The organism is Hymenobacter coalescens, from assembly GCF_054783195.1.
The window spans coordinates 382,909-402,480 of record NZ_BAAGRA010000016.1; the positions used below are offsets into that span (position 1 = coordinate 382,909).

Here is a 19,572-nt window from a genome sequence, read left to right on the forward strand (position 1 = left end):
TTGCCCTTCCACCTCTCGCCCGTTTCCTGGCTGCTCGTGCTCAGCGTGCTGGTGCAGCTGGTCTACGTCGCGTATTATTTTCTGCCCTTCGCCCTGCGGCGCGTGCCTGAAGCCGTGGAGCCGGCCCCGGTGCATGAGCAAGCCCACCCGGTGTCCATCATCGTGGCGGCCCGCAACGCCCTGGAGCAGCTGCGGCAGCTCATGCCCCTGCTGCTGCAGCAGGACTACGACACCTTCGAGGTGGTGCTCGTCGACGACCGCTCCAACGACGATACCGGCCTCTTCACCCAGCAGCTGACCCAATACTATCCCAACGTGCGGCTCGTGACCATCGGCAGTACGCCCGAGGGCCTCGCCCCCAAAAAGTACGCCCTCACGCTCGGCATCAAGGTGGCCCGCTACCCTTACTTGCTCTTTACCGACGCCGACTGCCTGCCCGCCAGCAACCAGTGGTTGCGCCACATGGCCCGCGGCTTCGACCAAAACGCTATCCAGGCCCCGGCCGACCTCGTGCTCGGCTACAGCCCGTACGCCGAAACGCCGGGCCTGCTCAACAAGCTGGTGCGCTTCGAAACGCTGCTCACCGGCCTGCAATACCTGAGCTTCGCCGAGCGCGGCCAGCCCTACATGGGCGTGGGCCGCAACCTGGCCTACACCAAGCTAACGTTCTTCGCCACCAAGGGCTTTGCCTCGCACATCCGGCGCCTGAGCGGCGACGACGACCTGCTGGTGCAGGACGCGGTGCAGCTGGGCCGGCGCGCGGCCGTCGTTACGGCGGCTGAGGCCCAAACCGTTAGCGAGGCGCCCGGCAGCTGGGGCCAGTGGTGGCGGCAGAAGCGCCGGCACCTGTCGGCCGGCACCCGCTACCGTTTTTCCGACCGGGTTCGGATTGGAACCTTTATCTTAGCTAACGGCTTCTTTTACCTTGGAACTCTGGCGGCATTTGTAGTGCCTGAACCTGAGTGGGTAGCGCTGGCGGCAGTGTGGGGCGTCCGAACCTCGGCCGTCGTTGCTACGTACGCGCAGGCCAGCCGCCGCCTCCACGACCGGCAACCCTGGTGGTTGATACCGATTCTGGACGCGGGGTATTTTTTTGCCTACTCTCTCCTGACAGCCTCGTTAGTGCTCTACCGCAACCCCTCCCGATGGAAGTAAATAATCAGGAACTCCAGAAGCAGTTCTCGGCCAAGGCCAAGCACGACTTTAAGCTCATTCGTTCGGCCGTGGAAAAGGGCGACGAAAAGGCGTACGCCGAGCTGATGCAGATCTACAAGAAGCCCGTGTACCACGTGGTGCTCAAGATGGTGCGCAACCCCGACGACGCCGAAGACCTCACCATCGAGGCCTTCGCCAAGGCGTTCCGCAACCTGCACAAGTTCAACCCCGAGTACGCCTTCAGCACCTGGCTGTTCCGCATCGCCACCAACAACTGCATTGACTTTATTCGCAAGAATAAAATCAAGACGATGTCCATCGACTCGGCCATCAAGATTGACAACGGCGACGAAATCACCATCGATTTCCGCGACAACAACCTGAACCCGGCGGAGTCGGCCATCAAAAACCAGAAAATCGAAATCATGCAGCACGTCGTGTCGCGGCTGCCCGATAAATACCAGCGCCTCGTCACGCTGCGCTATTTCGATGAGCTGAGCTACGAGGAAATCGCGCAGGAGCTGAAAGCCCCGCTCGGCACCGTGAAAGCTCAGCTGCACCGCGCCCGCGAGCTGCTCTATGACATGGTAAAGAACAAGAAGGAAATCATCTAGCCTAGCTGGTTCCCTGCACGAGGCCCCGCCGATTTAGTTCGGCGGGGCCTCATGGTTTGGTGGTGGGTCGATGCCTCGGCCAGCGCGCCTGCCTGCCGGCGGTTTGCCGGGCGCACGATGACAGCCGGCCGCCGGCGCCTTACCTTTGCCCGACGATGGAAATCCTCTTCCGCTACTTTCCCGACCTCACGCCGCGTCAGCGCGAACAGTTCGAACTGCTGGACCGCGAGTTCCGCCTCTGGAACGAGCGCGTCAACCTCATTGCCCGCACCGACGTCGACAACCTCGCCGAGCGTCACTTCCTGCACTCGGCGGCCATTGCCAAGGTGGTGCAGTTTCCGGCCGGCTCCTCGGTGCTCGACGTGGGCACCGGTGGCGGGCTGCCCGGGCTGCCGCTGGCCATCCTGTTTCCCGAGGTCGAGTTTCACCTCATCGACAGCATCGGCAAGAAAATCAAAGCCGTGCAGGACATGGCTCATACTCTGAAGCTGCACAACGTGACAGCCGAGCAGATCCGGGCCGAGCAGGTGCGCCCGAAGTTCGACTTCGTGGTGAGCCGCGCCGTGACGCGCCTTGCCAACTTTCACCCTTGGATTGCCCAGCGCTACACCAACACCGCCGCCGCCAGCGAAACCCACGGCCTCTATTACCTGAAGGGCGGCGACCTGACCGAAGAGATAGAAGAATCGGGGCTGGTGGCGCAGGTCACCAACCTCAGCGACTTTTTCAGCGAGGAGTTTTTCGAAACGAAGAAAGTCGTGTTTGTGCCGGCCAACAAAGCCCTGGCCCGTGGCAAGCGCACCAACAACGTGTAAGGCGCTGACTACTGCTTTACGGCGCTAAAACAAACAGCCCCGCCCGGTTACGGGTGGGGCTGCTTGTTTTAGCAGGCTTGGTGTAGCCGGCAGCCGCGCCGGGCTGGACAGCTATTACGCCGGCACCGCCGCCGTCAGGAACTCCACCGCGCGGCGCTCGGAGTAATACTGCCCATCGGAGGGCAGCCCCTCGGCAAAGCCCACGTGGCCGCCGGCTTCGGGCGTTTCCAGAAATACATACGGGCTGCGCTCGGCCGCCGCGCGCGGAAAGCAGGCCGGCGGCAGAAACGGGTCGTTCTGCGCATTGACGATGAGCGTGGGGAGCCGGATACCATCGAGGTAGCGGCCGGAGGAGCTGCGCTCGTAGTACTCATCGGCCGACTTGAAGCCGTGCAGCGGGGCAGTGTACCGATCGTCAAACTGCGGAAAGTCGCTGAGCTCTTCCAAGCCCTCCACGCTCAGTTGCCCGGGTAGCAGCTCGGCTTTGCGGCGGATTTTCTCGCGCAGCGTTTTCAGAAAGCGGTTCAGGTAAATGCGGTTTTCCAGCCGCGAAATGTGCTCGGAGCCGGCCTTCAGGTCCGTGGGCACCGAAAACACGGCCGCGCGCTCCACTTCGGCCGGCACGCGGTCCGCATCCTCGCCCAGGTACTTCAGGGTCATGTTGCCGCCCGCCGAAAAGCCCGTCATAAATACCCGACGGTAGCGGCCAGTGCGCAGCGCTTCCTGCACCACGAAGTGCAAATCATCGGTGTCGCCGAGGTGGTAAGCGCGCAGCAGGCGGTTGGGCTCGCCGCTGCAGCTGCGGTAGTTCCAGGCCAGCGCGTCGATGCCGGCCTGGTTCAGGGCCCGGGCCATGCCGCGCACGTACGGGCGGCCGGCGTCGCCTTCGAGGCCGTGCGAGATGATGCCCAGCGTATCGGTGACGTGCTCCGTGCGGGCCCAGTCGAGGTCGAGAAAGTCGCCGTCGGGCGTTTCCACGCGCTGGCGCTGGTACTGCACCTCGGGCACCTCCCGCAGCAGGCTGGGGACGATGGTTTGCAGGTGGCCGTTGAACAGGTAAAACGGCGGCCGGTAGCGGGAGTCGGTGACGAGTGGCATAGCTGCAGGCAGGGTAGGGGGAGGCGGAACAACGGGGGCTGTAGAAGATACGCAATTCTTTCGGCATGCATACCATTGGACTGGCCAGCACCGCGCGTTACTTGCTAAACGCCAACGTCAGGCTGGAAGTGCCGATGGGTGCGCAGGCAGTCCTTGACGAAGTAAAGAAGCGCTTACTGTTGAGGTAATAGCTTGATAGTCTATTGGTTGATGTTGATAAAATACCAACAAGCACGGAATAACTATCGTACCATACCCCTGACGTTCAACCAAATGACCTAGCACCATGAAAACCCTCTCGTATTTGCTGGCAGCTGCCTTGCTCACCACTGCCTGCAGCACTTCTTCCTCCACCACCGATAGCGCCAGCACGGGCGGCAGCACCCCCATCGACGCCTCGTCGTCCAACGCCGCTTCTTCTTCGGCTACCGGCACCAGCGGTACCAGCGGCACCGGCACGGAGGTAGTCGGCGGCTCGGGTGGCAGCATCGTCAGCAGCACGGGCACCGCCACCAGCTCGGGCAGCGCCACGGACATAGCCAGCGACCTGACCGCCTTTGCCGGCACCTTCGCCACCATGGACGACCCAACGTTTATGCTGACGGCAGCCAGCAGCAACATGCTGGAAGTGCAGATGGGGCAGCTGGCGGCCCAAAAATCCACGAACGCCAACGTCAAGCAGTTTGGGCAGATGATGGTGGACCACCACGGCAAGGCCACGCAAAACTGGAAAGCCGTGGCAACCCCGCTCGGCATCAGCATGCCCACCGCGCTGATGCCGGTGCACCAGACGATGTATGATCAGGTGATGAAAAAGTCAGGCAAAGACTTCGACGAAGCCTATATGGACGCCATGGAAACGGCCCACAAGCTGGATATTGCCATGTTCGAAGTCAAAAGCAAAGGCGCCCAAACTCCGGCCGTGCAGTCTTTTGCTTCGAAAAACCTGCCAATGCTGCGCTCCCACAGCACCATGGCCAGCGAGCTAGAGAAGAAAGTAGACTAGCGGCGGCACGGGCCGCCGCTGCAATGGACGCGGGAACACGGTTGACCGGAGTGCGTACGTCACCAACTACGGTTGAGTAACCGGCGTATGCACTCCTTCCACAACCACCTGATACCCATGAAATGCGCCATGCTGCCGCTGCTCGCGGCCTCGCTGCTCCTAGGCTCCGCCTGCACCAGCACCAATCCCGATGCCGACACCGCCACAGCTGCCTCAGCGGCCGATGCGGCCAGCCGCCCGCCCGGCGAAGGCTCGGAGGTACTGGGCGCCTACGACCCGGGCACGGCGGACAATACTCCCGCTACTACTGCCCAGGCCCTGGCCGGCTTTTCCGACGCTGAATTCCTGCTGACCGCAGCCAGTAGCAACCAGCTGGAGATGCAACTCGGCCGGTTAGCCGCTCAGGAAGCATCGACCGACGCGGTCCGGCAGTTTGGGCAGATGATGGTGGACCACCACACCACGGCCAGCCAGGAGCTGGCCAGCGTGGCGACGCAACTGGGCGTGAAGCCCTCAGCGGCCATTACGCCCATGCATCAGCAACTCATCGACCGCCTGCAAGGCAAGTCGGGCCGCGCTTTCGACGAGCGGTACATGGACGTGATGGAAACGGCCCACAAGCTGGACATCGTCATGGTCGAAGCGAAAAGCAAAAAGGCCGAAAGTCCGGCCGTGCAGGCGCTGGCGGCCAAGATGCTGCCGCTGCTGCGCACCCATCTGGAGCAGGCCGATGCCTTGGAAAAGCAGGTTGACTAAAGAACGGGCCTATACGCGGTGCCGGGACTTACAGGCATTTCTTCGCCAAGGTGTTTGCTATTTTCGGGTGCAATGGCTACCTTTGCCAACCCAATTGACTAGAACCTCGACAGAACCTCTGTTTTTCCGCTTTTCGCATCATGGCAAATCATAAGTCGGCTCTGAAGCGCATTCGCTCGAACGAAGCCAAGCGCGTGTTGAACCGTTACCAAGCCAAATCGACCCGCACGGCCGTTAAGAAGCTGCGCGCTACCACCGACGCCTCGGAAGCTCAAGAGCTGCTGAAGAAAGTATCGTCGATGCTGGACCGTCTGGCCAAAAAGAACATCATCCACAAGAACAAGGCTGCGAACAACAAGTCGAGCCTGTCGAAATACGTAAACACGCTGGCTGCCGCCTAAGGAGCCGAGCGTTACGTCGTAGTTCTGGCAAAGGCCCCGCGCTTCTGGCGCGGGGCCTTTGCGCGTTTTAAGCAGTTGGGTGCGTTGCCCCAAGCCGGCGGCTCTTGTGCATTACCGGCCTTTAAAAAGCGGCCCGATTTTCGGCCTGCGCAAGCAAGGCGGCAGCTAAAGCCACGCGTTGAACCTAAAAAAGCCCGCGCTGAGCTTCAGCACGGGCTTTTCGTAAGCGGCGGAATAGCGCAGTGCTATACCACGCTCAGCTTGATCATGTTGGTTTTGCCTTTCTCCCCGATGGGCATGGACGCCGTGTTGATGAACACGTCGCCCTTCTCCAAATGGCCGGTGGTGGTCAGGATGTACTTGATGTCGGCCACCGAGTTGTCGGTGCTCACCATGCGGTCATAGTAAAAGCCGCGCACTCCCCAGATCAGGCTCAAAGTCGTGAGCAGGCTGCGGTTGTCGGTGAAGATAAAGATGTTGGCCTTGGGGCGGTACTTGGCAATCTGGAAGGCCGTGTAGCCGCGGTGCGTCATACCGGTAATGGCCTTGGCGCCCGTGTTCTTGGCCATGTGGCAGGCCGCCGACAACACGCTGTCGACCATGAACGAGGGCGACGATGGGTTGATCGGAAACCAATGGTGGTAGAGCGACTCGCGGCGGCTTTCCACGCTCATAATCGTGCCCACCATCGAGCGGATTACTTCGGCCGGGTAGGCACCTACGGCCGTTTCGGCCGAGAGCATCACCGCGTCGGCCCCGTCGAGCACGGCGTTGGCCACGTCGCTGGTTTCGGCGCGCGTCGGGCGCGGCGCCGTAATCATGCTTTCCATCATCTGCGTGGCCACAATCACCGGCTTACCGGCATTGTTGCACTTCTCGATGATCATCTTCTGCGCCATCGGCACCTCTTCCATCTTCACCTCCACGCCCAGGTCGCCGCGGGCCACCATGATGGCGTCGCTTAGGGCGATGATTTCGTCGAGGTTCTTGAGCCCTTCCGGCGTCTCGATCTTGGCCACCACCTTGGCCTGCTTGCCGCTTTCGGCAATGATCTGCTTGATGAAGCGGATGTCCTCGGCGCGGCGGGCAAACGACAGCGCAATCCAGTCCACGTCGTTTGCCAGCCCGAAGTGTAGGTCTTCGATGTCCTTTTCCGTCATCGACGGGGCCGACACCTCCGAGTCGGGCAGGTTGATGCCCTTGCGCGGCTTCACCAGTCCGCCGTAGATGACCTCGCAGAGCACTTCCGTTTCGCGGTCGGTGCTGATGACGCGCAGTTCGATCTTGCCGTCGTCGATCAGAATCATGTCGCCGGGTTTCACGTCGCGCGCCAGGCCCAGGTAGATGGTGCTGATGCGGCCGGGGCGGCTGATTTCCTGCTCGCCGCACACCAGCGTAATCTGCTCGCCCTGCTTGATTTCGAAGGAGCCGCCTTCCACGTCGCCGAGGCGAATCTTGGGACCTTGCAAATCTTGCAGCAGGCCCACGTGCGTGCGCAGGTCCTTGTTGAGCCGGCGCACGAGGTTAATCACGGCCAAGTGCTCTTCGTGCTTGCCGTGGGAGAAATTCAGGCGAAACACGTCCACGCCTTCGCGGATGAGCATGCCCAGCTTGTCGTAGGTATTGGAGGCCGGCCCGACGGTGGCCACGATTTTGGTTTTGTTGAAACCGGGACGATTTTCCATATAGTCGATGGGGTGTTGTGCAGCGGGGCGGAAGCCGCAAAATTAGTTGCGGCGTTTTTTTATGAAATTGGCCGAGGCGCAGCCGAAGGACCTTATTACGCGAAACGGGCAGTTCCAGCCGTCATGCGCAGCAGAGCGGGCTTCGTCGGGCACCAAGGCTTGCAGGCCCAGCCGGCTCTGCGGGGAGAAAGCCTACTGGGTTGATCCTAAAGCAGGTACACGAGAGCCTTGGCTGCGCGCGAAATGACGGTGGGAAGCGTCGTTCGAGCGTGATAAGGTCCTTCGGCTAAGCCGTGGCCGGTGCCACGGCAGGGTTTGCGCCCTTAAAAGAGCAAGTTTTCTTTGAACTTAAGCGTATTCGGGTCGAAGCGGCAGACGTATTGTACCTCGGGCAGGGCCGAAAGCTGGCTCATGAGCTCTTCCGCTTCGAGTACGCCGGTGCCGTTCTCCACCTGAATCAGGTAGTCGTACTCCTTGATATCGGGGGCCAGGAAGGGCTTTTTCAGCGGTGAGGGGTCCACTGAGCGGTTGCGCAGTAGCCGCAGCGTGGCCGTTTCAGTCGCGTGCAGGTAATTGCTGATGACGAGGCGGCCGCGGGTAAGCAGGTCGTAGATCAGGTCCTGCTGCTTGACCAGGCGCAGGCGCAGGGCGCGGTTCAGCGTCCAGGCTAGCTTATGGTCCCGGCTCGACGAAACCACGCCGAACAGGTCGAAGTCGCAATCGTAGTCGCAGTCGAGCGTCAAGGTTTTCATAGGCCAGCACAGAATCGGGTCAACGGGCGTAAAACTACGCACTTGCAGGGCCTAAACCAGCGCCCCGGGCAGGGCAATTGCAATGGTCCGGTTTGATTATGTTGAGGAAGATGGTGTTATTTGTGGCCGAGTTTTCTTTAAACCCCACGGAAATGTCTGAAATCGCAGAAAAAGTAAAAAGCATCATCGTTGATAAGCTGGGCGTAGAGCCGTCGGAAGTAACGCCGGAGGCCAGCTTCACCAACGACCTCGGCGCTGACTCGCTGGACACGGTTGAACTGATCATGGAATTCGAAAAGGAGTTCAACGTGAGCATTCCCGACGACCAGGCGGAGAACATCGGCACCGTGGGCCAAGCTATTGCTTACCTGGAAGAGCACGCCAAATAAGGCACGATTACCCTAGCTAAAGCACCACCGCTTTGCCGGCCGGCTCGTGCCGGCCGTTTTTCTTTCCCCCGTTTTTCCCCCTTCGCACCCCTTTTATGGCGTTACGGAGAGTTGTTGTTACTGGTCTCGGAGCCATTACCCCGCTCGGCAACGACGTTGCCGCTTATTGGGACGGTTTGTCGCGTGGCGTGAGTGGGGCGGCCCCCATCACCCGCTTCGACGCCAGCAAGTTCAAAACCCGCTTTGCCTGCGAAGTGAAGGGCTATAACCCGGATAACTACTTCGAGCGCAAAGAGGGCCGCAAAATGGACCTGTTCTCGCAGTTTGCCGTTATTGCCAGCGACCAGGCCATTGCCGACGCCGGCATCAGCGAGGGCGTCGACAAGGACCGCGTCGGCGTTATCTGGGGCTCGGGCATCGGCGGCCTGCGCACCTTCCAGGAGGAGTGCGTGGCCTTTGCCAAAGGCGACGGCACGCCGCGCTTCAATCCCTTCTTCATCCCGAAAATGATTGCCGACTCCTCGTCGGGCAACATTTCCATCAAGCACGGCTTCCGCGGGCCGAACTTCGTCACGACCTCGGCCTGTGCCTCGTCGTCGGACTCCATCATTGCGGCCTTCAACTACATCCGCCTGAATATGGCCGATGTAATGGTGACTGGGGGCTCCGAAGCCGCCATTACCGAGGCCGGGGTGGGAGGCTTCAACGCCATCAAGGCCATGAGCGAGCGGAACGACGCGCCCGAGCTGGCCTCGCGCCCCTACGACAAGGAGCGCGACGGTTTCGTGCTCGGCGAAGGCGGCGGCGCGCTGGTGCTCGAAGAGTACGAGCACGCTAAGGCCCGTGGGGCCAAGATCTACGCCGAAGTGCTCGGCGGCGGCATGTCGGCCGACGCCTACCACATTACGGCGCCCGACCCCGACGGCAACGGCGTGGTGCTGGTGATGAAGAACGCCCTGCGTGACGCCGGCATCAGCCCGGAGCAGGTGGACTACATCAACACCCACGGCACCAGCACTCCGCTCGGCGATGGGGCCGAGGTGCGGGCCATTCAGAAGGTGTTCGGCGAAGATGCCTACAAGCTCAACATCAGCTCCACCAAGAGCATGACCGGCCACTTGCTGGGCGGGGCCGGCGGCATCGAGGCGCTGGCCAGCATCCTGGCCATTCAGCACAACCTGGTGCCCCCGACCATCAACCACTTCACGGACGACCCCGAGCTGGACGCGCGCCTGAACTTCACGTTCAACCAGGCACAGCCGCGAGAGGTAAACATTGCCCTGAGCAACACGTTTGGCTTTGGCGGGCACAACACTTCGGTGGTGTTTGGTAAGTTCCGCGACTAACTTTTCGCTTATGGTACAGCGTAGCGGGCGTACGCTTCCGCTGTTTGGTATTTTCCGCCGTTTGCTCGGCCACGACCGTCAGTTTCGGCAGGCTATTGCCTCCGTCACGGGCCGTGCGCCGGGCAACGTGCGTTTGTACCGGCTGGCGTTTACCCATGCCTCGTTGGTGCGGCAGCAAAGCCAGACGCGCCACCTGTCCAACGAGCGGCTGGAGTTCCTGGGCGACGCCGTGCTCGGCGCGGTGGTGGCCGAGTACCTCTTCCTGAAGTTTCCCTACGAGCCGGAGGGCTTCCTGACGGAAATCCGCTCGCGCATCGTGAACCGGGAAAGCATGAACCAGCTGGCCCTGAAGTTGGGGCTCGACGCGCTGGTGCAGCTCGACCCCGGCCAGAGCCGCTCGGCCCGCTCGCGCTCCGTCAACGGCAACGCCCTGGAGGCCCTGGTGGGGGCTGTGTACCTCGACCATGGGTACGAAGCGGCCCGGCAGTTTGTGCTCAAGCGCCTGATCCGGCCCTACGTGGACGTGAAGGCGCTGACCTCGACCACGGCCAACTTCAAGAGCAAGCTCATCGAGTGGGCGCAGCGGCAGGGCAAGGCCGTGCGCTACGAGCTGAACGGCGAGCAGCGCACCGGCGGCGTGATGGAGTTTTCGGCCACCGTGCTCCTCGACGAGGAGGCCGTGGCTACGGGCATGGGCCTCTCCAAGAAGCAGGCCGAGCAGCAGGCGGCCGAGCGGGCGTTAGCGGCGTTGGGGGTGTAAGCCCACGGGCGCATAGCCGCTACAATGGCCTTCAAAGCAGTAGCACGGGCCCTAAGGCCCGCGCTACTGCTTTGAAGGCCGACACACAACCCAGCTCCGCTATTTGGAGTTACTTGCAGGACGATTTTCATCCATTCCGCTCTGCTTATGCGACTCGCCGGCGCCGCCCTGAACCAAACGCCAATCGACTGGGAAAACAACCTGCGCAACATCTGTGAGGCTATTCAACAGGCCAAGGACGCTCAAGTAGAGCTGCTGTGCCTGCCCGAGCTGTGCCTGACGGGCTACGGCTGCGAGGACCTTTTTCTACACGAGTGGCTGAGCGAAACCGCGCTGCAGCACCTGCAGACGGTGCGCCAATGCTGCACCGACCCCAACATGGTGGTGTGCGTGGGCGTGCCGGTGCGGCTCAACGGGCAGACCTACAACACGGCCTGCGTCATCCGCAACCAGCAGGTGCTGGGCTTCGCGGCCAAGCAGTTCCTGGCCAACGACGGCGTGCACTACGAGCCGCGCTTCTTCACTTCCTGGCGCCCCGGCACCACGGCCACGTTTACGTTTGGGGGCGAGGAGTACACCATCGGCGACCTGGTGTTTGAGCACCGCGGCGTGGTGTTCGGCTTTGAAATCTGCGAGGATGCGTGGCGCCCGGCGGCGGACCGCCCCGCCGGCCGGCTGAAGCCCCGCGGCGTGCAGCTCATCGTGAACCCCTCGGCCTCGCACTTCGCCATGAGCAAGACCGATGTGCGCTACCAGCTGGTGCTCAAGGCCTCGCGCGACTACCAGGTGACGTACCTCTACGCCAACCTGCTCGGCAACGAGGCCGGCCGCATCACCTACGACGGCGAAATCCTGATTGCCCGCAACGGGCAGCTCATCAAGCGCAACCAGCTGCTCAGCTACAAGGACGTGGACCTGGAATGGGCCGACGTGGACTTCGCGGTGGAGCCGCCGCTCACGCAGGACATTGCCCCGCTCCCCACGCCCGACGAGTACCGCGAGCTGAACCAGGCGCTGAGCCTGGCCCTGTTCGATTACCTGCGCAAGGCCCGCAGCAAGGGCTTCGTGCTCAGCCTCTCCGGCGGGGCCGACTCGTGCATGTGCGCCGTGGGCGTGGCCGAGCTGGTGCGCCTGGGCGTGCTGGAGCTGGGCGTGGAAGGCTTCATGCGCAAGGCGGGCGCGTTTTCCGACGATGAAATCCGCTTTGCGGTGGAGTACGGACAGCTGCCGGGCGGGCCGCTGGTAGAAAGCCGCCGGGAAATCGACGCCGGGCGCACGCAGGGTGCCTCGCACCCGGGCGTGCAGACCACCGGCAACGAGAAACGCAGCATCAACCAGCAGCTCACGCGCCGGCTGCTCACCTGCGCCTACCAGGGCACCGTTAACTCCTCCGACGACACCTACCTCTCTGCCCTGGAAGTGGCCGACAACGTGGGCGCCGTGTTCATGCACTGGGACATCGACCAGGAGGTGCAGGGCTACACCGGCAAGATCGAGCACGCGCTGGGGCGGGCGCTGAGCTGGAAAACCGACGACCTGACGCTGCAGAACATTCAGGCCCGGGTGCGCGCCCCCAGCATCTGGATGCTGGCCAACGTGCTCAACTGCCTGCTCATCACCACCTCCAACCGCTCGGAGGCCGCCGTGGGCTACTGCACCATGGACGGCGATACGGCCGGCTCCATCTCGCCCATTGCCGGCGTCGACAAGGCCTTCGTGAAGCAGTGGCTGGTATGGGCCGAAACGGAGCTGGGCTACCCCGGCCTGCACCGCGTCAACAACCTCGCGCCCACGGCCGAGCTGCGCCCCTTGGAAGACCAGCAGACCGACGAGCGGGACCTGATGCCCTACCCGCTGCTCAACCGCATCGAGCGACTGGCCTTCTACGAGCGGCTGAGTCCGCAGCAGGTGCTCACGCGCCTGGAGGCCGAGCTGAGCGCGGACGTCGACCCGGAATTGCTCAAGACCTACGTGAAGCGCTTCTACACCCTTTGGAGCCGCAACCAGTGGAAGCGCGAGCGGTACGCGCCCTCGTTCCACCTCGACGACTACAACCTGGACCCGCGCTCCTGGCTGCGCTTCCCCATCCTGAGCGGCGGTTTTGCGGCCGAGCTAGGGGCGCTGTAAGCCGCGCGCAGTAGCCGATTCCGCGTATCTTCCGGCCGCTGGCGGGCAATGCCTACTTTTGCCCAACTCTTTGTGCCCTTCGCGCCTATGCTCGCTTACATCACCTGGGACGTTTCGCCCATTCTGGCCCAGCTCGGGCCGCTCACGCTCCGCTGGTACGGCCTGCTGTTTGCCGCGGGCTTCATCATCGGCTCGTTTATCCTGACGCGCATTTACACCAAGGAAAACGTCCGTTCGCACTGGGTCGACGTGATTACCGTGTACATGCTGCTCGGTACGGTGCTCGGCGCCCGCCTCGGCCACGTGCTCTTCTACGACCCGGACTACTACCTCACGCCGGAGCACTTCCTCGACATCTTTAAGATCTGGGAGGGCGGGCTGGCCAGCCACGGCGCCACGCTGGGCATTCTGCTGGCCGTGTGGCTGTTTGCGCGCAACAACAAGTTCGATTACCTGTGGGTGCTCGACCGCATCGTTATCGTGGTGGCCACCGGGGGCATGTGCATCCGCCTAGGCAACCTGATGAACTCGGAAATCATCGGCAAGCAGACCGACGTGCCGTGGGCCTTCAAGTTTGTGCGCTACAACGAAATTCACCACGAGCTCAGCAACGTGCCCAACGAGCTCCACCACCCCACCCAGATTTACGAGGCGCTGTTCTGCTTGGTGCTCTTCGTGCTGCTCTATGGCCTCTGGAACCGCATGAAGGCCAACACCCCGCGCGGCCTGCTCTTCGGCCTGTTCGTTACGCTGCTCTTTTCCTTCCGCTTCCTCGTGGAGTTTCTGAAGGAAAACCAGGAAGGCTTCGAAAGCACCTGGGCGCTGGCGCCGCTCAACATGGGCCAGGTGCTCAGCATTCCGCTCATCTTCGTGGGCCTCTGGGTGCTGCTGACGGCCAAGAACCGACCCGGCCGCCCGGAAGACGCCCCGCGCGACCTGCACCTGGAAACCAATGCCGCTAAGCCGCTGCCGGTGCAGATGAAGCGCTAAGCCGCCGACCCACAAAAAAGCCCGCTGGCACTGCCAGCGGGCTTTTTTGTGGGTCGGCGTGCGGAGCCTTATTCGCCCGAGGGGCGGCGGTTCACGGCGTTCAGGTCTTCGAAGGCCTGCTTGAGGCGGGTCACGAAGGTCTTTTCGCCCTCGCGCAGCCACACGCGCGGGTCGTAGTACTTCTTGTTGGGCGAGTCCTCGCCGGTGGGGTTGCCGATCTGGCCCTGCAAGTAGGCTTCGTTCTTCTGGTAGAAGTTTTTGATGCCGTCCCAGAACGCCCACTGCAGGTCGGTGTCGATGTTCATCTTCACCGCGCCGTAGCTGATGGCTTCGCGGATTTCCTCCTGCGAGGAGCCCGAGCCGCCGTGGAACACGAACGAGATGGGCAGCTTGTCTTGCAGGCCGAACTTCTCCTTCACGTACTCCTGCGAGTTTTTCAGGATAACCGGCTGCAGCTTCACGTTGCCGGGCTTGTACACGCCGTGCACGTTGCCGAAAGCGGCCGCGATGGTGAAGCGCGGGCTGATCTTGCTCAGCTCCTCGTAGGCGTAGGCCACTTCCGAGGGCTGGGTATAGAGCTTGGAGGAGTCCACGCCGGAGTTGTCCACGCCGTCTTCCTCGCCGCCGGTCACGCCCAGTTCGATTTCCAGCGTCATGCCGATCTTGTCCATGCGCGCCAGGTACTCTTTGCAAATCTCGATGTTCTCCTCGATGGGCTCCTCCGAGAGGTCGAGCATGTGCGAGGAGAACAGCGGGCGGCCGTACTGGGCGAAGTGCTTCTCGCCGGCTTCGAGCAGGCCGTCGATCCAGGGCAGCAGCTTCTTGGCGGCGTGGTCGGTGTGCAGGATGACGGGCACGTTGTAGAGCTCGGCCATCAGGTGGATGTGCTGGGCGCCCGAAATGGCGCCGGCAATGCTGGCCTGCTGCTGGTCGTTCGGCACGCCTTTGCCTGCGAAGAACTGGGCGCCGCCGTTGGAGAACTGGATGATAACGGGCGAGTTCAGCTCGCGGGCTGCCTCCAGCACGCCGTTCACCGTGTCGGTGCCGGTCACGTTTACGGCCGGCAGGGCAAAGCCTTGCTCCTTGGCGTAGTCAAACAGTTGTTGTACCTCGTCGCCGAAGAGGACGCCGGCGCGCAGGGTGGATACGGCAGTGCTGCTCATACTGTGGAAGTGGGGGAAAGCGCCGCCCGCGGGCGGCTGGGTCAAGGGATAAACAAAAGTAAGCGGCGAACGGTGCCGGTCCCAATCATTCGGGAGCCAAGCGCCGTTCGCCGCGCGAAATAGAGCCCAGGCGTGTTTGCTACCGGAGGTCGTAGCGGTACAAGATGCCCTGCTCGGTGCTGATGGTGAGGGTGTTATTGTCCCTGAACACCACGCCTTCGGTCTGGCCCGCGCCGGGCAGCTCCACCGCCCGGGGCTGGGCTTTGGTGAGGTTGCCGCCGGGCACGTCGCAGATAAACAGCTGCTCGCGGCCCATCAGCACGAGGCGCTTGCCGTCGGGGCTGAGGTCGGCACCGGTGACTTCGCCGGGCAGCGTGAGCGTGCCCAGCAGCTTGGCGGTCTGCTCGGCCGGGCCGTTGGCCTGCAGGGTGTAAATCTTACACACCTTGCCGCGGGCGCGGTTGCGGGTGAACAGGTACAGCTGCCCGCCGTGCCAGAGCGTGGCTTCCACGTCGAAGTTGCGGTCCTGCTTGTCGGGCGGGAAGGCCTGCTGATCGGGGTAACGAAACTTGATGGGCGTGACTTGGCCGGGCGCGCTCGGGTTCAGGCGGTAGATGGTCAGGTCGCGGCGGTCGTTGCTGTTGTTGCCGCAGTCGCCGATGTAGAGGTTACCGGCGTTGTCCTGCGCCAAGGACTCCCAGTCCTGCTGCCCGATGCCCGGAATTTCGATGCGGCGCACCAGTTCCCCGTTGTCGCGCACCACGAAGAGGGTGGGGGTGGTGCCGTGGTCGCCGTGGGTGTAGTACGTGCCGGCTTCGGGGCCCTTGGCCAGGCCCGAGCTTTCGGGCACTTCGGCGGGCAGCGTGCCCAGTTTAGTGAGGCCGGCCACGGGATTCATGATGGAGGTCTTGGCCTTTTTGCCGCCGCCACCTTTGCCTTCACCCTTGTGGCTTTTGTTGTCGCTCTGAGCTTCGGAGCAGGCCGAAGAGGCCAGCAGCGTCAGGCCCAACAGCCCCGCGCATAGTCGGTTCATATTCGTAAGCTTCCGTGAAAAAAGCCCAACTGCTGACGCAGCCAGGTCTGCGGGTTATACGGAAGAACGAGCGGGGAGGTAACCTGGGCGTAACACGGCGCGGCCGGCACCACCCTGCATCCCGCTAATGCTCCGGTACCGGGTCGTAGCCGAAGCCGCCCCAGGGGTGGCAGCGGCCGATGCGGCGCAGGGCCAGCCAGCCGCCACGCCAGGGCCCGTGGCGGCGCAGGGCCTCGGTGGCGTAGGCCGAGCAGGTGGGCGTGTAGCGGCAGGTGGCCGGCTTGAGCGGGGAAAGCAGGTGGCGGTACACCCACACCAGGGCCAGAAAAAACGATTTGAACAGCGCGGACACGGCAGGCAAATGGTTAAGCAGGGGCGAACGGGCGGAACGGCCGCGCGCCGAACGGGCGTTAGGCTGTCAACGCTGGCCTTCGTAAGTTTGGTTCGGCGTTGCCCGGCGCAATTTCCACCGTTTCACTCACTTATTACCCATTCAATGTTCCACCGTACCTGGCTGAAGGGCCTGCTGCTGGCGCTGCTGTTGCTGCCCGCCGCGGCCCGCGCCGACGAAGGCATGTGGCTGCCGCTGCTCGTGAAGCGGCTGAATCAGGCCGACATGCAGAAGAAAGGCCTCAAGCTCACCGCTGAGGAAATCTACGACGTCAACAACGCCTCGCTGAAGGACGCCATCGTGCAGCTCGGCGGCTTCTGCACCGGCGAGTTCGTCTCGAAGCAGGGCCTGCTGCTAACCAACCACCACTGCGGCTACGACGCCATCCAGAGCCACAGCACCACCCAGAACAACATCCTGCAGAACGGCTTTTGGGCTGCCACCAAGCAGGACGAGCTGAAAAACCCCGGCCTGTTCGTGGATATTCTGGTGCGCATGGAGGACGTGACCGGCAAAGTGCTGGAGGGCATCACGCCCCAGACGCCCGAGGCCACCCGTATGGCCACCATTCAGCAGCGGCAGCGCGAGCTGGGCAACGCGGCCAAGGAAAACGGCCAGTACGTGGCCTACGTGCGCGACTTCTTCGGCGGCAACGAGTACTACCTCTTCGTGTACCAGCGCTTCGGCGACGTACGCCTGGTGGGCACGCCGCCCGAGGCCGTGGGCAAGTTTGGCGGCGACACCGACAACTGGATGTGGCCCCGCCACACCGGCGACTTCTCGATGTTCCGCGTGTACGCCGACAAGGACAACAAGCCCACCGCCGGCTATCAGGAGGGCAACCAGCCCTACGTGCCCAAAAAGCACCTGCCCGTGAGCCTGCAGGGCGTGAGCGAAGGCGACTTTGCCATGGTGTTCGGCTTTCCGGGCCGCACGCAGCGCTTTCTGCCCGCCGCCGGCCTGCAGCTGACCCTGGACCAGACCAACCCGGCCCGCATCAAGCTGCGCGACACCCGCCTCAAGCTCTGGAAGGAAGACATGGACCGCAACCCGGCCCTGCGCCTGCAGTACGCCTCGAAGTACGCCAACATTGCCAACTACTGGAAGTACTACATCGGGCAGAACGAGGGCATGAAGCGCCTCAAGACCGTGGACCAGAAGCGCAAGGAAGAAGCCGCGTTGCTGCAGTGGATTGCCACCGACCCGGCCCGCGCCCAGCAGTACGGCTTGGTGCTCGACGACATCAACAAGGCCTACGAAGGCCTGCGCCAGTACAACCTGAGCACCCAGTACGTGAACGAAGCCGCCTTCGGCACCGAAATCATTGCGTTTTCGGCCCGCCTGCTGCCGCTCTACAACGCCCTGAAAGGCACCGACAAAGCCGCCGTGCAGCAGGCCGTGAAGGACCTGCAGGAGCCCGTGGCCGAGCACTACAAGGACTACAGCGCTGCCACCGACCAGAAAGTGTTTGCCGCCTTGCTGGGCTTGTACCTGCAGGACGTGCCCAAGGAGCAGCAGCCCGAGGTGTTTCAGACCGTGCAGAAGCAGTACGGCGGCTCGATGCCGAAGTACGCCGACTACGTGTTCGGCGGCTCGTTCCTGACCTCGAAAGCCAAGCTGGAGGCCTTCCTGGCCGCGCCCACGTTGGCCAAGCTGGAAGCCGACCCGGCATTCAGGACCTACCAGTCCATCTACCAGAACTACGTGCAGAACATCCTGCCCAAGACGCAGGGCCTGCAGGCCGGGCTGGTGCGCGCCAACCGCCTGTACGTGGCCGCACTGCGCGAGAAGAACGCCCACAAGGTGTACTCGCCCGACGCCAACTCCACCATCCGCTTGAGCTACGGCTCGGTGCGCGCCTACCAGAGCCGCGACGCGGTGCGCTACAGCCACTTCACCACGGCCCAGGGCATTCTGGACAAGGAGGATAACACCAACCCCGAGTTCGTGGTGCCGGCCAAGCAAAGCCAGCTGCTGCAGGCCAAGGACTACGGCCGCTTCGCCGACAAGGACGGCACGCTGCACGTGGCCTTCATCACCGACAACGACATCACCGGCGGCAACTCCGGCTCCCCGGTCATCAACGGCCGCGGCGAGCTGATCGGCCTGGCCTTCGACGGCAACTGGGAAGCCATGACCGGCGACCTGGCCTACGACCCGGACCTGAAGCGCTGCATCAACGCCGATATTCGCTACGTGCTCTGGTGCATCGAGAAGCTGGGCGGCGCCAAGCACATCGTGGACGAGATGACGCTGGTCGACAACGGCCCGAACCCCGGCGCCGTGGCGGCTGATGCGCCAGGCGCATCGGAAGGCAAATCGTCGCAGAAAATCAAGGTGAAGACCAAGAAGAAAAAAGCCGACGCGGCTACGCTGGGCCAGTAAGCCCGGCCGCTGTGGTCTACATGTGAAAAGCCCCGTCGCTGAAGCAGCGGCGGGGCTTTTTGATGAAGCCCGGAAAAGCTAGAAGCGAAAGGTCACGTTTACCGTGTCCAACAAGGCAGGCGTGAAGCTCTGGCGTTGACGCGGTTGCTCTACGCCGTTGACGTAAATGAAACACGTGATGGTATTGGGCTCAAACGCCGCCAACTGCCGCACGTAGGTCGTGTCGCGCGGGTAGCGGATTTCCCGGTCTAACTGACCTGATAGATACCCAGTAACCCCGACCATTGCCAGGGTGCGGGGCGGCTCGTCGAGCAGGCGGATGCGCACCCAGGCCGGGGCCACGCAGCTGGGGCGCAGGTCCCGGTTGCGGCGGCCGCCGCGCACCTCGGGCTGCACTAGGGCCAGGTAGCCGGGCGGGGCCGTGGCCTGCAGGTCGTAGCGCTGGCCCTCCTCGCCCTGGAAGCGGAAGCTGAAGCGGCCCTGCGCGTCGCCGTGGAACACGTCGGGCAGGCGGCTGCCGCCCACCGCCCCGCGGCCGGCGCGCACCAGGCGCAGCTCGGGGAAGGGCACGGGCTGGCCGGTGGCCTCCACCACGGCCCGGCCCTCCACCCGCGTTTCGCCCTTCGGGTCCACCACGTAGCTGCAGCCGGCCAGCAGCGCGGCCAGCGGCCCATAGCAGGCAAGTTTCATGGAGCACATCGGAGGG

19 protein-coding genes are annotated in these 19,572 nt (G+C 63.0%); 12 read left to right on the plus strand and 7 right to left on the minus strand.

Features of this window, described 5'->3' with window-relative positions:
* The 3 genes from ACYVKQ_RS13070 to rsmG all read left to right on the plus strand — a co-directional run bounded on the left by ACYVKQ_RS13070 (nucleotide 1) and on the right by rsmG (nucleotide 2,584).
* Entirely contained in the window at nucleotides 1-1,155 is a 1,155-nt protein-coding gene (locus ACYVKQ_RS13070) for a glycosyltransferase (RefSeq protein ID WP_460675786.1), read from the plus strand.
* Nucleotides 1,146-1,769 (plus strand): RNA polymerase sigma factor, encoded by a 624-nt coding sequence (locus ACYVKQ_RS13075; protein WP_460675787.1) that lies wholly within the window; start codon nucleotides 1,146-1,148, stop codon nucleotides 1,767-1,769. The genes ACYVKQ_RS13070 and ACYVKQ_RS13075 overlap by 10 nt, the downstream gene beginning before the upstream one ends.
* 155 nt (nucleotides 1,770-1,924) lie before the next feature.
* Nucleotides 1,925-2,584, plus strand: coding sequence for a 16S rRNA (guanine(527)-N(7))-methyltransferase RsmG (rsmG, locus tag ACYVKQ_RS13080; RefSeq protein ID WP_460675788.1), 660 nt, complete (start codon nucleotides 1,925-1,927; stop codon nucleotides 2,582-2,584).
* Between the two features lie 114 nt (nucleotides 2,585-2,698).
* Here the strand turns inward: rsmG and ACYVKQ_RS13085 are convergent, their stop codons facing one another.
* Nucleotides 2,699-3,682: a YheT family hydrolase gene (locus tag ACYVKQ_RS13085; RefSeq protein ID WP_460675789.1), complete on the minus strand. Its 984-nt coding sequence runs from the start codon at nucleotides 3,680-3,682 to the stop codon at nucleotides 2,699-2,701.
* Between the two features lie 286 nt (nucleotides 3,683-3,968).
* On the opposite strand from ACYVKQ_RS13085, the gene ACYVKQ_RS13090 reads away from it, so the two are divergent.
* The 3 genes from ACYVKQ_RS13090 (at nucleotide 3,969) to rpsT (ending at nucleotide 5,845) form a co-directional block, all read left to right on the plus strand.
* Nucleotides 3,969-4,688, plus strand: coding sequence for a DUF4142 domain-containing protein (locus tag ACYVKQ_RS13090; RefSeq protein WP_460675790.1), 720 nt, complete (start codon nucleotides 3,969-3,971; stop codon nucleotides 4,686-4,688).
* 117 nt (nucleotides 4,689-4,805) lie between these two features.
* The gene (locus ACYVKQ_RS13095) at nucleotides 4,806-5,444 is read left to right on the plus strand and encodes a DUF4142 domain-containing protein (protein ID WP_460675791.1); all 639 of its coding nucleotides are present in this window, start codon (nucleotides 4,806-4,808) and stop codon (nucleotides 5,442-5,444) included.
* Between the two features lie 140 nt (nucleotides 5,445-5,584).
* Nucleotides 5,585-5,845, plus strand: a complete 261-nt coding sequence (gene rpsT / locus ACYVKQ_RS13100) for a 30S ribosomal protein S20 (protein WP_460675792.1) — start codon at nucleotides 5,585-5,587, stop codon at nucleotides 5,843-5,845.
* Nucleotides 5,846-6,090: 245 nt separating this feature from the next.
* Here the strand turns inward: rpsT and pyk are convergent, their stop codons facing one another.
* Together pyk and ACYVKQ_RS13110 are read right to left on the minus strand one after the other, a co-directional pair.
* On the minus strand, nucleotides 6,091-7,530 hold the full coding sequence (gene pyk, locus ACYVKQ_RS13105) for a pyruvate kinase (RefSeq protein ID WP_460675793.1): 1,440 nt from the start codon (nucleotides 7,528-7,530) through the stop codon (nucleotides 6,091-6,093).
* Between the two features lie 323 nt (nucleotides 7,531-7,853).
* Complete coding sequence (locus ACYVKQ_RS13110) at nucleotides 7,854-8,282, minus strand: IPExxxVDY family protein (RefSeq protein WP_460675794.1); 429 nt, start codon at nucleotides 8,280-8,282, stop codon at nucleotides 7,854-7,856.
* Nucleotides 8,283-8,434: 152 nt separating this feature from the next.
* Between ACYVKQ_RS13110 and ACYVKQ_RS13115 the strand changes: the two genes are divergently transcribed.
* The 5 genes from ACYVKQ_RS13115 to lgt all read left to right on the plus strand — a co-directional run bounded on the left by ACYVKQ_RS13115 (nucleotide 8,435) and on the right by lgt (nucleotide 13,894).
* A complete protein-coding gene (locus ACYVKQ_RS13115; RefSeq protein WP_059067513.1) occupies nucleotides 8,435-8,671 on the plus strand; it encodes an acyl carrier protein in 237 nt (78 codons plus the stop codon).
* Between the two features lie 95 nt (nucleotides 8,672-8,766).
* On the plus strand, nucleotides 8,767-10,017 hold the full coding sequence (gene fabF, locus ACYVKQ_RS13120; RefSeq protein ID WP_460675795.1) for a beta-ketoacyl-ACP synthase II: 1,251 nt from the start codon (nucleotides 8,767-8,769) through the stop codon (nucleotides 10,015-10,017).
* Between the two features lie 10 nt (nucleotides 10,018-10,027).
* The gene (rnc, locus tag ACYVKQ_RS13125) at nucleotides 10,028-10,777 is read left to right on the plus strand and encodes a ribonuclease III (protein WP_460675796.1); all 750 of its coding nucleotides are present in this window, start codon (nucleotides 10,028-10,030) and stop codon (nucleotides 10,775-10,777) included.
* A gap of 147 nt (nucleotides 10,778-10,924) precedes the next feature.
* Nucleotides 10,925-12,904 carry an NAD(+) synthase gene (nadE, locus tag ACYVKQ_RS13130; protein WP_460675797.1) on the plus strand — a complete coding sequence of 660 codons (1,980 nt, stop codon included), beginning with the start codon at nucleotides 10,925-10,927 and terminating at the stop codon, nucleotides 12,902-12,904.
* 87 nt (nucleotides 12,905-12,991) lie between these two features.
* Entirely contained in the window at nucleotides 12,992-13,894 is a 903-nt protein-coding gene (gene lgt / locus ACYVKQ_RS13135) for a prolipoprotein diacylglyceryl transferase (protein ID WP_460675798.1), read from the plus strand.
* Nucleotides 13,895-13,962: 68 nt separating this feature from the next.
* On the opposite strand, the gene fbaA is transcribed toward lgt, so the two are convergent.
* The 3 genes from fbaA to yidD all read right to left on the minus strand — a co-directional run bounded on the left by fbaA (nucleotide 13,963) and on the right by yidD (nucleotide 16,442).
* Nucleotides 13,963-15,057 (minus strand): class II fructose-bisphosphate aldolase, encoded by a 1,095-nt coding sequence (gene fbaA, locus ACYVKQ_RS13140; protein ID WP_460675799.1) that lies wholly within the window; start codon nucleotides 15,055-15,057, stop codon nucleotides 13,963-13,965.
* 139 nt (nucleotides 15,058-15,196) lie between these two features.
* The gene (locus ACYVKQ_RS13145) at nucleotides 15,197-16,090 is read right to left on the minus strand and encodes an SdiA-regulated/phytase-like domain-containing protein (protein ID WP_460675800.1); all 894 of its coding nucleotides are present in this window, start codon (nucleotides 16,088-16,090) and stop codon (nucleotides 15,197-15,199) included.
* 124 nt (nucleotides 16,091-16,214) lie between these two features.
* Nucleotides 16,215-16,442, minus strand: a complete 228-nt coding sequence (gene yidD, locus ACYVKQ_RS13150; RefSeq protein WP_460675801.1) for a membrane protein insertion efficiency factor YidD — start codon at nucleotides 16,440-16,442, stop codon at nucleotides 16,215-16,217.
* 144 nt (nucleotides 16,443-16,586) lie between these two features.
* Between yidD and ACYVKQ_RS13155 the strand changes: the two genes are divergently transcribed.
* Nucleotides 16,587-18,866 carry a S46 family peptidase gene (locus ACYVKQ_RS13155; RefSeq protein ID WP_460675802.1) on the plus strand — a complete coding sequence of 760 codons (2,280 nt, stop codon included), beginning with the start codon at nucleotides 16,587-16,589 and terminating at the stop codon, nucleotides 18,864-18,866.
* 78 nt (nucleotides 18,867-18,944) lie between these two features.
* Here the strand turns inward: ACYVKQ_RS13155 and ACYVKQ_RS13160 are convergent, their stop codons facing one another.
* Nucleotides 18,945-19,556, minus strand: a complete 612-nt coding sequence (locus ACYVKQ_RS13160) for a hypothetical protein (RefSeq protein WP_460675803.1) — start codon at nucleotides 19,554-19,556, stop codon at nucleotides 18,945-18,947.
* Nucleotides 19,557-19,572: the final 16 nt, after the last annotated feature.

Bases quoted from the DNA above. Each gene is read 5' to 3' on its own strand.
- ACYVKQ_RS13075 (WP_460675787.1), top strand. From the start codon at position 1,146: ATGGAAGTAAATAATCAGGAACTCCAGAAGCAGTTCTCGGCCAAGGCC.
- rsmG (WP_460675788.1), top strand. From the start codon at position 1,925: ATGGAAATCCTCTTCCGCTACTTTCCCGACCTCACGCCGCGTCAGCGC.
- ACYVKQ_RS13085 (WP_460675789.1), bottom strand. From the start codon at position 3,682: ATGCCACTCGTCACCGACTCCCGCTACCGGCCGCCGTTTTACCTGTTC.
- ACYVKQ_RS13090 (WP_460675790.1), top strand. From the start codon at position 3,969: ATGAAAACCCTCTCGTATTTGCTGGCAGCTGCCTTGCTCACCACTGCC.
- ACYVKQ_RS13095 (WP_460675791.1), top strand. From the start codon at position 4,806: ATGAAATGCGCCATGCTGCCGCTGCTCGCGGCCTCGCTGCTCCTAGGC.
- rpsT (WP_460675792.1), top strand. From the start codon at position 5,585: ATGGCAAATCATAAGTCGGCTCTGAAGCGCATTCGCTCGAACGAAGCC.
- pyk (WP_460675793.1), bottom strand. From the start codon at position 7,530: ATGGAAAATCGTCCCGGTTTCAACAAAACCAAAATCGTGGCCACCGTC.
- ACYVKQ_RS13110 (WP_460675794.1), bottom strand. From the start codon at position 8,282: ATGAAAACCTTGACGCTCGACTGCGACTACGATTGCGACTTCGACCTG.
- ACYVKQ_RS13115 (WP_059067513.1), top strand. From the start codon at position 8,435: ATGTCTGAAATCGCAGAAAAAGTAAAAAGCATCATCGTTGATAAGCTG.
- fabF (WP_460675795.1), top strand. From the start codon at position 8,767: ATGGCGTTACGGAGAGTTGTTGTTACTGGTCTCGGAGCCATTACCCCG.
- rnc (WP_460675796.1), top strand. From the start codon at position 10,028: ATGGTACAGCGTAGCGGGCGTACGCTTCCGCTGTTTGGTATTTTCCGC.
- nadE (WP_460675797.1), top strand. From the start codon at position 10,925: ATGCGACTCGCCGGCGCCGCCCTGAACCAAACGCCAATCGACTGGGAA.
- lgt (WP_460675798.1), top strand. From the start codon at position 12,992: ATGCTCGCTTACATCACCTGGGACGTTTCGCCCATTCTGGCCCAGCTC.
- fbaA (WP_460675799.1), bottom strand. From the start codon at position 15,057: ATGAGCAGCACTGCCGTATCCACCCTGCGCGCCGGCGTCCTCTTCGGC.
- ACYVKQ_RS13145 (WP_460675800.1), bottom strand. From the start codon at position 16,090: ATGAACCGACTATGCGCGGGGCTGTTGGGCCTGACGCTGCTGGCCTCT.
- ACYVKQ_RS13155 (WP_460675802.1), top strand. From the start codon at position 16,587: ATGTTCCACCGTACCTGGCTGAAGGGCCTGCTGCTGGCGCTGCTGTTG.
- ACYVKQ_RS13160 (WP_460675803.1), bottom strand. From the start codon at position 19,556: ATGAAACTTGCCTGCTATGGGCCGCTGGCCGCGCTGCTGGCCGGCTGC.